At 66.1% G+C, this 14,264-nt stretch carries 12 protein-coding genes; 4 read left to right on the top strand and 8 right to left on the bottom strand.

Annotated features, from left to right (window positions below; translation table 11 throughout):
- Positions 1-102: 102 nt before the first annotated feature.
- The 8 genes from QTI51_RS07790 to QTI51_RS07755 all read right to left on the bottom strand — a co-directional run bounded on the left by QTI51_RS07790 (position 103) and on the right by QTI51_RS07755 (position 10,416).
- A complete protein-coding gene (locus tag QTI51_RS07790) occupies positions 103-798 on the bottom strand; it encodes an ABC transporter ATP-binding protein (RefSeq protein ID WP_116909044.1) in 696 nt (231 codons plus the stop codon).
- 1 nt (position 799) lies between these two features.
- Entirely contained in the window at positions 800-1,570 is a 771-nt protein-coding gene (locus QTI51_RS07785) for an ABC transporter ATP-binding protein (RefSeq protein ID WP_116909043.1), read from the bottom strand.
- Positions 1,567-2,919 carry a branched-chain amino acid ABC transporter permease gene (locus tag QTI51_RS07780; RefSeq protein WP_116909042.1) on the bottom strand — a complete coding sequence of 451 codons (1,353 nt, stop codon included), beginning with the start codon at positions 2,917-2,919 and terminating at the stop codon, positions 1,567-1,569. The genes QTI51_RS07785 and QTI51_RS07780 overlap by 4 nt, the downstream gene beginning before the upstream one ends.
- 4 nt (positions 2,920-2,923) lie before the next feature.
- Positions 2,924-3,877, bottom strand: coding sequence for a branched-chain amino acid ABC transporter permease (locus tag QTI51_RS07775; RefSeq protein WP_116909041.1), 954 nt, complete (start codon positions 3,875-3,877; stop codon positions 2,924-2,926).
- 80 nt (positions 3,878-3,957) lie between these two features.
- Positions 3,958-5,190, bottom strand: a complete 1,233-nt coding sequence (locus tag QTI51_RS07770; protein WP_116909040.1) for a branched-chain amino acid ABC transporter substrate-binding protein — start codon at positions 5,188-5,190, stop codon at positions 3,958-3,960.
- Between the two features lie 218 nt (positions 5,191-5,408).
- A complete protein-coding gene (locus QTI51_RS07765; RefSeq protein ID WP_116909039.1) occupies positions 5,409-6,638 on the bottom strand; it encodes a branched-chain amino acid ABC transporter substrate-binding protein in 1,230 nt (409 codons plus the stop codon).
- Positions 6,639-6,780: 142 nt separating this feature from the next.
- Positions 6,781-8,424: a 3-(methylthio)propionyl-CoA ligase gene (locus tag QTI51_RS07760; protein WP_116909038.1), complete on the bottom strand. Its 1,644-nt coding sequence runs from the start codon at positions 8,422-8,424 to the stop codon at positions 6,781-6,783.
- Positions 8,425-8,652: 228 nt separating this feature from the next.
- Entirely contained in the window at positions 8,653-10,416 is a 1,764-nt protein-coding gene (locus QTI51_RS07755; RefSeq protein ID WP_503011485.1) for a carboxylesterase/lipase family protein, read from the bottom strand.
- Between the two features lie 246 nt (positions 10,417-10,662).
- Between QTI51_RS07755 and QTI51_RS07750 the strand changes: the two genes are divergently transcribed.
- From QTI51_RS07750 to QTI51_RS07735, 4 genes are all read left to right on the top strand, one after another.
- Positions 10,663-11,757 carry an AraC family transcriptional regulator gene (locus tag QTI51_RS07750; protein ID WP_116909036.1) on the top strand — a complete coding sequence of 365 codons (1,095 nt, stop codon included), beginning with the start codon at positions 10,663-10,665 and terminating at the stop codon, positions 11,755-11,757.
- A gap of 66 nt (positions 11,758-11,823) precedes the next feature.
- Positions 11,824-13,317, top strand: coding sequence for a protein adenylyltransferase SelO (locus QTI51_RS07745; protein WP_116909035.1), 1,494 nt, complete (start codon positions 11,824-11,826; stop codon positions 13,315-13,317).
- Complete coding sequence (gene msrB / locus QTI51_RS07740) at positions 13,314-13,724, top strand: peptide-methionine (R)-S-oxide reductase MsrB (RefSeq protein ID WP_116909034.1); 411 nt, start codon at positions 13,314-13,316, stop codon at positions 13,722-13,724. The genes QTI51_RS07745 and msrB overlap by 4 nt, the downstream gene beginning before the upstream one ends.
- A complete protein-coding gene (locus QTI51_RS07735; RefSeq protein WP_116909033.1) occupies positions 13,721-14,260 on the top strand; it encodes a septation protein A in 540 nt (179 codons plus the stop codon). The genes msrB and QTI51_RS07735 overlap by 4 nt, the downstream gene beginning before the upstream one ends.
- Positions 14,261-14,264: the final 4 nt, after the last annotated feature.

Below are 14,264 nucleotides of genomic sequence, written 5' to 3'. Positions count from 1 at the left end.
GATTCTAGGCGTTTGTCGCGACGCAACAATGGCATGCAGTCGCTGCCGGGACAAGGGGGCGAGGCAGGAATCCGGGGCGCGGCCCGGACCCCGCGCAGGCGATCAGACCTCGAGCCATTCCTTGCGCGTGGTCGCGTCGGCGCGCAGGCTGTCGGGCGTGCCGTCGAACACGATGCTGCCGTGGCCCATGACGAGCGCGCGGTCGGAGATCTGCATGGCGATGGTGAGCTTCTGCTCGATCAGCAGCACCGAGATGCCCTTGTCCTTCAGCGTGCGCAGGTACTGCCCCACCAGCTCGACGATCTTCGGCGCCAGCCCTTCGGTGGGCTCGTCGATGATGATCAGGTCGGGGTCGCCCATGAGCGTGCGGCACAGCGTGAGCATCTGCTGCTCGCCGCCCGAGAGCACGCCGGCCTCGGTGTGCTGGCGCTCCTTCAGGCGCGGGAACATGCCGTACATGTCGTCGAACTGCCAGCGGCTGCCCTTGCCCGTGCCCTTCTGCCCCAGCAGCAGGTTCTGGTGCACCGTGAGCTTGGGGAAGATGTCGCGGTTCTCGGGCACGTAGCCGATGCCGAAGTGCGCGATCTCGTAGGCCTTGCGGCGCAGGATGTCCTGCCCCTTCCAGTGCAGGCCGCCCTCGGCATGCACCAGGCCCATGATGGCCTTGGCCGTGGTCGAGCGGCCCGAGCCGTTGCGCCCCAGCAGCGCGACGATCTCGCCCGGGTTCACGTCGAAGGAAACGCCATGCAGCACATGGCTCTTGCCGTAGTAGGCGTGGATGTCTTGAAGCTTCAGCATGTCAGTGTCCCGCTCCCTGTGCATCAGCCACCGATGAGCCGAGGTAGGCCTCTTGCACGCGCGCGTTGGCGCGCACGGCGGCCGGCGTGTCGAAAGCGATGACTTCGCCGTACACCACCACCGCGATCTTGTCGGCCAGGCCGAACACCACGCCCATGTCGTGCTCCACCGTGAGCAGCGTCTTGCCGACCGTCACGTGCTTGATGAGCGAGATGAAGTGCGAGGTCTCGGTCTTGCTCATGCCCGCCGTGGGCTCGTCCAGCAGGATGACGCTGGCGCCCCCGGCAATGGTCACGCCGATTTCCAGCGCGCGCTGCTCGGCGTAGGTGAGGTTCACCGCGTGCACGTCGCGCTTTTTCTCCAGCCCGATCTGCTTGATGAGCTCTTCGGTGCGCTCGTTGGCGTCGTCCAGGTTCGACAGGAAGCGCAGGAAGGTGTACTTGTAGCCTAGGCTCCACAGCACGCCGCAGCGCAGGTTCTCGAACACGCTCAGCTTCGGGAAGATGTTGGTGATCTGGAAGCTGCGCGACAACCCCATGCGATTGATTTCGTACGGCTTCTTGCCGTCGATGCGCTCGCCGTTCAGCAGCACCTCGCCGCTGGAGGGCACGAGCCGCCCGCTGATCAGGTTGAACAGCGTGCTCTTGCCCGCGCCGTTCGGCCCGATGATGGCGATGCGCTCGCCCGCGTTCACCGCCAGGTCGACCCCGCGGATGATGTCGGTCTTGCCGAAGCTCTTGCGCAGGCCCTTGAGTTCGAGTGAATAGGTCATGCCGTCTCCCTTCGCTTGATCTCGGCTTCGATTTCTTCCTGTGCCTGGCCCCAGGTCTTCGCGAAGCGCCTGCGCACCACCTCGAACACGGCCAGGCCCACCGCCAGCAAGGCCACCGCCACCACCCAGCTGGTGGTCGACGAGGTGTCCAGCTGCAGGCCGGCGAGCGGCACCACCGGCCCCAGCGCCGCGTTGAGTTGCATGTGATAGATCATTTCGACGATGGCCGCCGCGCCCGCCAGCATGATGGCCGCGCCGATGAACAGGCCCACGTACAGCAGGTAGAAGCGCTTGATCTTGCCGAACAGCGCCACGCGCACGTTCATCATGATCAGGCTGGCCACGCCGCCGGGCGCGAACATCACCATCAGCAGGAACACCAGGCCCACGTACAGCAGCCAGGCCTTGCTGAGCTCCGACAGCAGCACCAGCGCGAACACCAGCAGCGCCGCGCCGATGATCGGCCCGAAGAAGAAGGTGGCGCCACCCAGAAAGGTGAACAGCAGGTAGCTGCCCGAACGCAGCCCGTTCAGGCTGTCGGCCGCGTTCACGATCTCGAAGTTGATGGCCGCCAGCCCGCCGCCGATGCCCGCGAAGAAGCCCGCGATGATGAAGGCGTAGTAGCGCACGCGCTGCGTGTTGTAGCCGATGAACTCCACGCGCTCCGGGTTGTCGCGCACCGCGTTCAGCATGCGGCCCAGCGGCGTGCCGGTGAAGGCGAACATCAGCGCGGTGCAGATGAAGCAGTACACGGCGATCAGGTAGTACACCTGGTTCTGCGGGCCGAAGCTGATGCCGAAGAACGAGGTGCCGTACACGCGGTTGGTGGTGATGCCGCCTTCGCCGCCGAAGAAGCTCGGGAACATCAGCGCCATGGCGGCCACCAGCTCGCCCAGGCCCAGCGTGATCATCGCGAAGGTGGTGCCCGACTTCTTTGTCGACACGTAGCCGAACACCACGGCGAAGAACATGCCGCCCAGCCCGCCCACGAGCGGAATGAGCACCAGCGGAATCGGCAGCTTGCCGGCGCTGGCCAGGTTCATCGCGTGAATGGCGATGAACGAGCCCAGCCCCACATACACCGCATGCCCGAAGCTCAGCATGCCGCCCTGCCCCAGCAGGATGTTGTAGCTCAGGCAGATGATGATCAGGTAGCCGATCTGCGAGAGCATGGTCAGCGCCAGGCTGCTCTTGAAGAGCATGGGCGCCACGATGAGCAGCAGCGCGAACAGCGACCAGATCAGGATGCGGCCGATGTTCAGCGGCTTGAAGCGGTAGTACTTCTTCGGCGAGGAAGCGTTGCCGGCGTTGCCAGACGTGGCCGGCGTGCGTGTGGTTGCAGTGGTCATCGCGTCAGTCCTCCCGCGTTCCAAGAAGACCCTTGGGCCGGAAGATCAGGATCAGCACCAGGAACAGGTACGGAAGGATGGGCGCCACCTGCGAGATGGTGAGCTTGAGCAACTCGTAGCCGAAGGTCTGGTCCGTCACCGCCATGCCCAGCGACTGCAGCGCGCCCGCGAGCGACTGGTCCATGGCCACGGCAAAGGTCTGCACCACGCCGATGATGAGCGAGGCCAGGAAGGCCCCGGCCAGCGACCCCATGCCGCCGACCACCACCACCACGAAGATGATGGAACCCACCGAGCCCGCCATGGCCGGCTCGGTGACGTAGGTGTTGCCACCCACCACGCCCGCCAGCCCCGCCAGCGCGGCGCCGCCGCCGAACACCATCATGAACACGCGCGGCACGTTGTGGCCCAGCGCCTCGACCATGTCGGGGTGCTTCAGCGCCGCCTGGATGACCAGGCCGATGCGCGTGCGCGTGAGCAGCAGCCACACCGACACCAGCATCAGCACCGCCACCAGCATGATGAACGAGCGCGACTTGGGGAACTGCGTGCCGTACAGCGTGAACAGCGGGCCCTGCAGCGCCTGCGGCAGCCCGTAGGGCACCGTGGAGCGGCCCCACACCAGCTGCACGATTTCGAGAATGAGGTACGAAAGGCCGAAGGTGACCAGCAGCTCTGGCACGTGGCCGAACTTGTGCACGCGGCGCAGGCAGTAGCGCTCGAAGGCCGCGCCCAGCGCGAACACCAGCAGCGGCGCGATGAACAGCGCCGGCCAGAAGCCCAGGATGCCCGAGATCGTGTAGGCGAAGTAGGCGCCCAGCATGTAGAAGCTGGCGTGCGCGAAATTGAGCACGCCCATCATGCTGAAGATCAGCGTGAGGCCAGAACTCAGCATGAACAACAGCAAGCCGTAGCTCACGCCGTTGAGCAGCGAGATGACGAAGAATTCGACGTTCATCGGTCTTTCGTGTCAGGTAAAAAAAGAAAAAGGCCCGAGTGTTGAAGTCGGGCCTCGACCGCGTTGGCGTGCTGCCCGGCTTAAGAGGGACGCTTCATCTGGCAGCTCGTGGGCGTGCTGGCCACATAGGCGTCGTAGTACTTCACGGGCGCCAGCGTGTAGCCGGTGTTCTCCGGGCTGTACGGGTACTTGGCGCTGGCCTTTTCCCACTTGGCGATGTACAGGCCCTGCTGCAGCTGGTGGTCGGTCTTGCGCAGCTCGACGTCACCGTTGAAGCTCTTGAACTTCATGCCTTCCATGGCGGCGGCCACCTTCACGGGGTCGGTCGACTTGGTCTTCACGAAGGCTTCGGTGAGCGCCTGGAACACGGTGTACACGTCGGTGGTGTAGAGGTCGTCGTTGAACTTCTTCTTGAAGTCGTCGGCGTACTTCTGCATGTCGCCGCCCATGTTGTAGTGGGCGTAGCCGACCTGGTACACCTTGCCGTCGGACGCCGCGCCCATGGCGGTCGGCGTGCCGGTGGTCACGGCGTAGTAGGTGTAGAACTTGACGTTCAGACCCGAGTCGTTCGCCGCCTTGATGAGCAGCGCCAGGTCGGAGCCCCAGTTGCCCGTGATGACCGTGTCGGCGCCCGAGGCCTTGATCTTGGCGATGTAGGGCGCGAAGTCGCGCACCTGGGCCAGCGGATGCAGGTCGTCGCCGACGATCTGCACGTCGGGGCGCTTGACCTTCAGGTCTTCCTTGGCGTACTTGGAGACCTGCTGGCCGTGCGCGTAGTTCTGGCCGATGATGTAGACCTTCTTGATCTCCGGCTGGTCCTTCATGTAGGTGGTCAGCGCTTCCATCTTCATGGACGTGTCGGCGTCGAAGCGGAACTGCCAGTAGCTGCACTTGGCGTTGGTCAGCTCGGGGTCGACCGCGGCGTAGTTCAGGTACAGCGCTTCCTTGCCGGGGTTGCGCGCGTTGTTCTTCTCCAGCGCATCGATGATCGCCAGCGCCGGGCCCGAGCCGTTGCCCTGCACGATGTAGCGCGCGCCTTGGTCGAGGGCCGAGCGCAGCGCGCTGGTGGTCTCCTGCGGGCTGAGCTTGTTGTCGATGCCGATGATCTCGAACTTCACGCCGGCGGCGTTCTTCTTGTTGAACTCCTCGGCGAAGAACTGGAAGGTCTTGAGCTGGTTGGTCCCGACCGCGGCCATCAGGCCCGACAGCGGGTCGAGCCATGCGATCTTGACGGTTTCACCCTTCTGGGCGAGGGCACCGGTGGCGGTGGCCGCAATGACGGCAGCGGCAGCGATTTTCAGAGCGAACTTCAATCTATATCTCCTGGTCAAACCGAATCAGAACCGAATCAAAACGCTGTACGAGCGTACAAGCGATTGCAACCCCTCCCCTCAGGGAATGCCCGTAAGAGGGGGGCCGCAAAGGGCCGTTTCTATCGCGCAGGCGACACGCTTGCAGACAATTTGCTACCGGCGGGTAGCTCATTGCTACCAACGGGTAGGAATTGCGCGGAAAGCGTGCGGCTTTGCGCTCAGGGGCGCTTCATCTGGCAGGTGGTGGGCGTGCTGGCCACGTACGACTCGTAGTACTTCACGGGCACGTTGGTGTAGCCGGTGTTCTCCGCGTCGTAGGGGTACTTGGCGCTGGCCTTTTCCCAGCGCGAGATGTACAGGCCCTGCTGCAGCTGGTGGTCGGTCTTGCGCATCTCGACCTCGCCGTTGAAGCTCTTGATCTTCATGCCTTCCAGCGCAGCAGCCACCTTCACGGGGTCGGTCGACTTGGTCTTGGCGAAGGCGGCGTCCAGCAGCGCGAACACGTGGTAGATCGAGGCCTGCGTCAGGTCGTCGTTCATGCGCTTCTTGTAGCCGTTGAGCAGCTGCTGGATCTCGCCGCCCATGTTGTAGTGGGCGTAGGCCACGGTGTAGACCTTGCCGTCCGACGTGGCGCCCATGGCCGTGGGGGTGCCGGCGCCCGGTGCGTAGTAGGTCAGGAACTTGACGTTCAGGCCCGAGTCGTTCGCCGCCTTGATGAGCAGCGACAGGTCGGAGCCCCAGTTGCCGGTAATGACCGTGTCGGCTCCCGAGGCCTTGATCTTGGCGATGTACGGCGAGAAGTCGCGCACCTGCGCGAGCGGGTGCAGGTCTTCGCCCACGATCTGGATGTCGGGGCGCTTGACCTTCAGGTCTTCCTTGGCGTACTTGGCCACCTGCACGCCGTGGGCGTAGTTCTGCCCGAGCAGGTAGACCTTCTTGATGTCCGGCTGGTCCTTCATCCAGGCGGTGAGCGCCTCCATCTTCATGGAGGTGTCGGCGTCCACCCGGAAGTGCCAGTAGCTGCACTTGCTGTTGGTCAGGTCGGGGTCGACCGCCGCGTAGTTCATGAACAGCAACTCCTTGCCGGGGTTGCGCGAGTTGTTCTTCTCGATGGCGTCGATGATCGCCAGCGCCGGGCCCGAGCCGTTGCCCTGCATGATGTAGCGCGCGCCCTGGTCCTGCGCCGAGCGCAGCGCCGCGGTGGTTTCCTGCGGGCTGAGCTTGTTGTCGATGCCGATCACCTCGAACTTCACGCCCGACTGGTTCTTCTTGTTGAACTCCTCAGCAAGGAATTGCGTGGTCTTGAGCTGGTTGGTGCCCACCGCGGCCATCAGGCCCGACAGCGGGTCGAGCCAGGCGATCTTGACGGTCTCGCCCTTTTGCGCGAATGCGGCGGTAAAGCTCACCAACATGGCGCAGGCAGCTACTGACTTGATAGCAAATTGCATGAAGAGTCTCCAGTTTTGTTAGGCGGGTTGCCAGCGTACAAGCGCCCTTTTTTTCACCGCACAGGGATTGCCCGGAAGGAAGGCCGCCGGGGCGGCTTTCCTATCGCGTGCGCGACAGCGCGGCAGGGCTTGGCCTGCGGATTCAGAGTGTCGGAAGCTTGTAGTCCTTGAGCAGCTCGCGCAGCTTGGTCTTCAAAATCTTCCCGGTGGCGCCCAGCGGAATGGCCTCGACGAACACCACGTCGTCGGGCACCTGCCACTTGGCGGTCTTGCCTTCGTAGAACTTCAGCAGTTCTTCTCGCGTGACCTCGGCGCCGGGCTTCTTCGCCACGGCGATGATGGGGCGCTCGTCCCACTTGGGATGGAACACGCCGATGCACGCGGCCATGGCCACGCCCGGATGCGCCACGGCGATGTTCTCGATCTCGATGGAGCTGATCCACTCGCCGCCGGACTTGATCACGTCCTTGCTGCGGTCGGTGATCTGCAGGTAGCCCTCGGCGTCGATGGTGGCCACGTCGCCGGTGGGGAACCAGCCGCGGTTGCGTTCGTCTGGAATGAGCGGATCGCCACCCTCGCCCTTGAAGTATTCCTTCACGATCCAGGGGCCTTTCACCAGCAGGTCGCCATAGGCCTTGCCGTCCCACGGCAGCTCGTTGCCTTCGCCGTCGACGATCTTCATGTCGACGCCGAAGATCGCACGGCCCTGCTTCATGCGGATCTGCAGCTGCGCGTCGGGCGGCAGCGACAGGTGCTTGTTCTTCAGCGTGCACAGTGTGCCCAGCGGGCTCATCTCGGTCATGCCCCAGGCGTGCAGCACCTCCACGTTGAAGAGCTCCTGGAACGCCGTGATCATGGCCGGCGGGCAGGCCGAGCCGCCGATGACGGTGCGGTTGAGCTTGCTGAACTTCAGGCCGTTGGCCTGCATGTGGCCCAGCAGCATCTGCCACACGGTGGGCACGCCGGCGGCGAAGGTGACGCCCTCGGCCTCGATCAGCTCGTACACCGACTTGCCGTCCAGCGCCGGCCCGGGAAACACCACCTTGCAGCCCGTGAGCGCGGCCGAATACGGAATGCCCCATGCGTTGACGTGGAACATCGGCACCACCGGCAGCACCGAGTCCTTGGCCGACAGCGCCATCACGTCGGGCAGCGCCGCGGCGTACGCGTGCAGCAGCGTGGAGCGGTGGCTGTACAGCGCGGCCTTCGGGTTGCCCGTGGTGCCGCTCGTGTAGCACATGCTCGAGGCCGAGTTCTCGTCGAAGGTGGGCCATTCGTAGTCGGTGGGCTGCGCGCCCATCCAGCTCTCGTAGCTCACCAGGTTGGGCACGCCGCTGTCGGCGGGCAGCTTGTCGGCGTCGCACAGCGCCACCCACTTGCGGATGGCCGGGCACTTGGCGTGCACCGCCTGCACCAGCGGCAGGAAGCTCAGGTCGAAGCACAGGATCTGGTCTTCGGCGTGGTTGGCGATCCACGCGATCTGGTCGGGGTGCAGGCGCGGGTTGATGGTGTGCAGCACGCGGCCGCTGCCGCTCACGCCGTAGTACAGCTCCAGGTGGCGATAGCCGTTCCAGGCCAGGGTCGCGATGCGGTCGCTGAACAGCAGCTGCTCGCCGTCCAGCGCATTGGCCACCTGCCTGGCGCGCGATGCGATGTCGCGCCAGGTGCAGCGGTGAATGTCGCCCTCGACACGGCGCGAGACGATCTCGCCGTCGCCGTTGTGGCGCTCGACGAACTCGATCAGCGACGAGATCAAAAGCGGTTGGTCTTGCATCAAACCCAGCATCTACGGACTCCTAAAAGAAATGACTTCATGAAAACTTGGCGATCAACGGATTCACGCAAGCTTCGGCCACTTCCACAATGACACAAACCCGCACTGCACGATTGAACGAAGCGGCTCAGGTGGGCACCTTGGCGACACGCGGGCCGACCGCCCGGCAGGCACCCGCACCAGGTTGGCGCAGCGCCGCTCGCGAAGCGCCACTTGCAGAGAGCCCACCCGGCGCGCTCCTCAGGGCGCCGTGGTGATCTTCTTGTCGGTGAGCGTGGCGTCGAAGCGCAGCTGCGCGGGCCACGGCGCCCAGGTGACGCCTAGCTCGGCGGTGTTCGGGTCGCCCTTGCGCATGAACGCGCCGATGCTGGCCATGACGGCGCTCGAAAGCGCCAGGCGCCCCTTCTCGTTGGCCTTGCCGCCGATGACGTTCGACACCACCGAGGGGCCGAAATTGCCGAACACGAACGGCAGGTCGAAGGCGTGCGCGGCGCCGTACACCTCGTTCCACGGGTAGGCCTCCTGCGCCCAGTCGAGCCGGTAGCTCCACAGGTTGGCCTGCCGCGTCTTCATGGTGTCGAGCAGGTTGTCGCGGTTGGCCTCGAACAGCAGGCTGGTCACGAGCTGGGTCTTGGCGTTGTAGCCGATGAGGGGCGTACCTACCGGCAGGTAGGACGCATCGATGATGTCGCCCGAGGTGAGCGTCTGCGTGCTGGCGTCGGGGTCGAAGTTCATCATCAGCGACAGGCGCTGGGCGTCGTCGACACCGGCCTTCCAGCCCGACTTGCCGCCGAACGAGGCCAGCAGCGCCGCGAAGAGCTTGCCCTCCTCGCGCGTGTTGCCCGCCAGGGTCGGCACCTTCACGTACTGGTCGGCGGCAATGGCGTCGATCGGGTTCAGGGGAATCACGGTGCCGTCGGGAATGGGCGCCACGCTGCTCAGGCCGGCGCCGAGCACGGTCGTCAGCAGCGCCCCGCCCTCCTTCGAGCGCAGGTAGTCGGCAATCTGCGCCGGGGTGCGCGAGGCGATGTAGGTGGCCGCGGCCGTGGCGTCGGCGACGGTGTGGTCGGCGATCAACAGGCTCTTCAGGATGGCGTCGCCCTGCGCCAGCGACACCGACGCCGGCACCAGCGCCGGCTGCGCGCCGGGCTTGGTCGCCAGGTTGCTCGCCATGGAAATGCCGCCGCTCATCTCGAAAGCCTTGTGGAACAGGCCCTTGGCCATCGGCGAGGTCATGAGCGCCAGCAGGTTGGTGGCGCCGGCCGACTCGCCCGACAGCGTGACGTTGCCCGGGTCGCCGCCGAAGCTGGCCACGTTGTCGCGGATGTAGCGCAGCGCGGCCATGTTGTCGAGCAGCGCGAAGTTGCCCGAGTCGTCGCCGGCGGTGCCGCCCGGGCGAATCTGCGGCACGTTCAGGAAGCCCAGCACACCCAGCCGGTAGCTGGCGGTGATGACCACCGCGTTGGCGGCCTTGGCCAGCTTGGCGCCGTCGTACAGGGGGTCGGCGGTGTAGCCCGAAATGTTGCTTCCGCCGTGCACGAACAGCAGCACCGGCAGGTTGGTGTCGGTGGTGGCCGGGCGCCACACGTTGACGAACAGGCAGTCTTCGCTGCCCAGCGGCTGGCCCATCGTGGAGACGATGGTGGCGTCGTAGGTGTTGTTGCTGCCCGGGCCGAACATGCGGCCGATCTGCAGGCACGCGGCACCGAAGGTCTTGGCGGGCCGGATGCCGGTCCAGGCCTCGGGCTCGGCAGGGGCGCGCCAGCGCAGCGCGCCGACCGGCGGCTTGGCGAAGGGCACGCCCTTCCAGTAGTAGGTGCCGGAGGCGGCGCTGTCGTCCACGCCTTCGATCTTGCCGGCGGTGGTCTGGCGGACCATGGGGCCGTCGACGGCAGGCGCGGGGGCCGGGGGTGGCGGGGGTGGTGGGGCCGGAGGTGCGCTCGGCAGGAAAGCGACGCCGGAAGAACCCGAAGACCCGCCGCCGCAGGCAGCGAGCGCCGCCATGGCGGCGAGCGCGGCCGTGGCCGCCACGATGGAAATGGCCTTGGCCACCGCCGTTCTGCCTGTCGTTGCCTGGGTCTGCGTTGTCGCCGTTGTATTCATGTTTTGTCTCCACACCGGGTTAATCGGAATTCCTGGCCTGGTGCATGGCCGCCATACTTCGAGCCGTTTCGTTCGTCCGGCCGCCGCGCACCAAAAAATTCTAGAAACGGGCGCTCTTTTCACCGCTATCGCAAGCGAGCCAATTCAATGACTTCAGGAGCCTTACTCCCGCACCCTTCGCGCAGGCCATCGCGCCGCCCGGGCTGCGCGCAGCCGGAGCTGCGCACCAGCTCGGCGGCGTGGCTCGAAGGTGTGTTGTCGATGTTCGAAGCCGAGGGGCTGGACGTGCCCCGGCTGCTGGGCGACGCGGGCTTCGACCCCGACTCGCTGCACCGCCAGAACGCGCGCATTCCGGTCGACGAGATCACCGTGCTGTGGCAGCTGGCCGTGGCGCGCGCCGGCAAGGCCACGCTGGGCCTGCACCGCGACTTCGCCTCCACCCACAGCAAGCTGGGCACGGTGGGCCATGCCATGGCGTGCAGCCCCGACCTGGGCGCGGCGCTCGCGCGGCTGGCGCGCTACATGGCCGTGATCTCGGACGCGACGGCGTTCTCGCTGTCGTCCGACGCGCGCGGCTGCTGGCTGGCCATGGAGCACACGGGCGGCAGCCTGCCGATTCCACGGCAGCGTGTGGAGTTCGCGCTGCTCACCACGCTGGTGCAGTGCCAATGGCTCACGCGGCGCGACCTGCAGCCGCTGGCCATGGAGTTCGTCTACCCCGCGCCCGCCAGCGACCGGCTGCACCGCGAGGCCTTCGGCTGCGACGTTCAGTTCAACGCCACGGCCAACCGCATGCTGATCTCGGCCGCCGACATGGCCATGCCGCTGCCCACCTCGCACCCGGTGCTCGGCGAGATGCAGGAGCACCTGCTGGACGACCAGCTCACCCTGCTGGGCCAGACCACCACCGCCAGCCTGGTGTGCGCGGAAATTGCGCGCCGGCTGCAGCACGGCGAGCCGCGCCGCCAGGACGTGGCCTCCGGCCTGGGCCTGGCCGAGCGCACGCTGCAGCGCCGGCTGCAGGAAGAGTCGGTGTCTTTCCAGTCGCTGCTCGACCGCACCCGCCGCGAGCTGGCGCAGCAGTACCTGGCCGAAGACCGCCACACGCTGACCGACGTGGCCGACATGCTGGGCTTCGTGGACACGAGCAACTTCTTTCGCGCGTGCAAGCGCTGGTTCGGCGTGCCGCCGGCGCAGTACCGCGCGCGCATCTGGGACGGCCCGGCGGCGCTGGCCGCCTGAGCTCGGTCGCGCGGCCCCGATGGCCCGCCCAGCCAGGGGTTTCGCGCTCTGCCGGACAATCCGGCCATGAGCTTGCTTGCTGAAGACACCGAGGCCGCCGACCTGGGACTGCGCTGGAAATCCGGCTTTTCAAAACTGGGCCCCGCGTTTTTCACCGAACTGCGGCCCACCCCCCTGCCCGAACCGTACTGGGTGTGCCGCAGCGACGCCGTGGCGCGCGAACTCGGCCTGCCCGCCGACTGGCACACGTCGGCCCGCACGCTCGCGGCCCTCACGGGCAGCCTGCCCGTTGCAGGCACCAGCCCCTTGTCGAGCGTGTACAGCGGCCACCAGTTCGGCGTGTGGGCCGGCCAGCTCGGTGACGGGCGCGCCATTCTCATCGGCGAGACCGAAGGCGGCCTCGAGCTGCAACTGAAGGGCGCGGGCCGCACCCCCTATTCGCGGGGCGGAGACGGCCGCGCGGTGCTGCGCTCGAGCATCCGCGAGTTCCTGTGCAGCGAGGCGATGCACGGCCTGGGCATTCCGACGACCCGCGCCCTCAGCGTGACCGGCTCCGATGCCCGCGTGCGGCGCGAAGAGCTGGAAACCGCCGCGGTGGTCGCCCGCGTGGCGCCCAGCTTCATCCGCTTCGGCCATTTCGAGCACTTCGCGGCCAACCAGCGCGAAGACGAGTTGCGCGCGCTGGCCGACTACGTCATCGACCGCTACTACCCGGCCTGCCGCAGCACCGAGCGCTTCGGCGGCAACGCCTACGCCGCGTTTCTTGAAGCGGTTAGCGAGCGCACCGCTGCTCTGCTGGCCCAATGGCAGGCCGTGGGTTTCTGCCACGGGGTGATGAACACCGACAACATGAGCATCCTCGGGCTCACCATCGACTACGGGCCGTTCCAGTTCCTGGACGGCTTCGACCCACGCCACATCTGCAACCACAGCGACACCAGCGGCCGCTACGCCTTCAACCAGCAGCCCAACGTGGCGTACTGGAACCTGTTCTGCCTGGCGCAGGCGCTGCTGCCGCTCATTGGCGACCAGGAAGTGGCCGTGGCCGCGCTGGAGTCGTACAAGACCGTGTTCCCCACCGAGTTCGAGGCCCGCATGCGCGCCAAGCTCGGCTTGAAGGACGCGGCCGAAGGCGACCGCGCGCTGATCGAAGGCGTGCTCAAGCTGCTGGCCGCGGGCAAGGTCGACTACACGATCTTCTGGCGGCGGCTGTCTCATTACGTGGCCGACCCCGTGGCGGACGCCTCGCTCGAGCCGGTGCGCGACCTGTTCCTGGACCGCGAGGGTTTCGACGCCTGGCTGCTATTGTTTTCGGAGCGGCTCGCCGGCACCGACCGTGCGGCCGCGAGCCGCACGATGCTGCAGTCGAACCCCAAGTTCGTGCTGCGGAACCACCTGGGCCAGCAAGCCATCGAAGCAAGTCAGCAAAAAGACCACTCGGTTGTGGCAACCTTGCTGGCCCTGCTGGAAACCCCGTTTGAAGAACACCCCGGAGCCGACGCCTACGCCGGCTTCCCGCCCGACTGGGCCTCGACCATCGAAATCAGCTGCTCCTCATGACCGCTCCCCTGCAAAAAACCGACGCCGAATGGAAAGCCCTGCTCGCCGAGAAGGGGGCCGAGCCGGCCGCCTTCGAAGTGACGCGCCACGCCGCCACCGAACGCCCCTTCACCGGCAAGTACGAGGCGCACTGGGACGACGGCACCTACCACTGCGTGTGCTGCGGCGCCAAGCTGTTCGAGTCGGCCACCAAGTTCGACGCCGGCTGCGGCTGGCCCAGCTTCTCTGAAGAAGCCGTGCCAGGCGCCATCCGCAACATCGTCGACCGCTCGCACGGCATGGTGCGCACCGAAAACGTTTGCGCCAATTGCGGCGCCCACCTGGGCCACGTGTTTCCCGACGGCCCGACCGACACCGGCCTTCGCTATTGCATGAATTCGGCTTCGCTCGACTTCCAGAAAAAATGAAACTGCTCCTCGACTTCTTTCCGATCCTGCTGTTCTTCGTTGCGTACAAGCTCGGCGACATCTACACCGCCACCGGCGTGCTGATGGCCGCCACCGTGGTGCAGATGGGCATCATCTACGCCATGGAGCGCAAGCTGCAGGCCATGCAGAAGGCCACGCTGGTGCTCATCCTGTTGTTCGGCACGCTCACGCTGGTGCTGCACGACGACCGCTTCATCAAGTGGAAGCCGACCGTGCTGTACGGCGCGATGGCCGTCGCCCTGGCCGTGGCGCTGTGGGCGCTGAAGAAGAACTTCCTGAAGATGCTGCTGGGCCAGCAGCTCGAGCTGCCCGATCGCATCTGGGCCCGGCTGAACGTGGCGTGGATCTGCTATTGCCTGTTCATGGCGCTGATCAACGGCTACGTGGCGGCGTACTTCACCACCGAGGCCTGGGTCAACTTCAAGCTCTGGGGCTATGTGTTCCCCATCGTGTTCCTGGTGGCGCAGGGCCTGTACATCGCGCCGCACCTGAAAGAAGACAAGCCCGCGGCTTGACGGC

The sequence above is a fragment of the Variovorax sp. J22G73 genome (genome assembly GCF_030317035.1).
Taxonomy (GTDB): domain Bacteria; phylum Pseudomonadota; class Gammaproteobacteria; order Burkholderiales; family Burkholderiaceae_C; genus Variovorax.
This window is presented reverse-complemented; position numbering and strand designations above follow the sequence as displayed.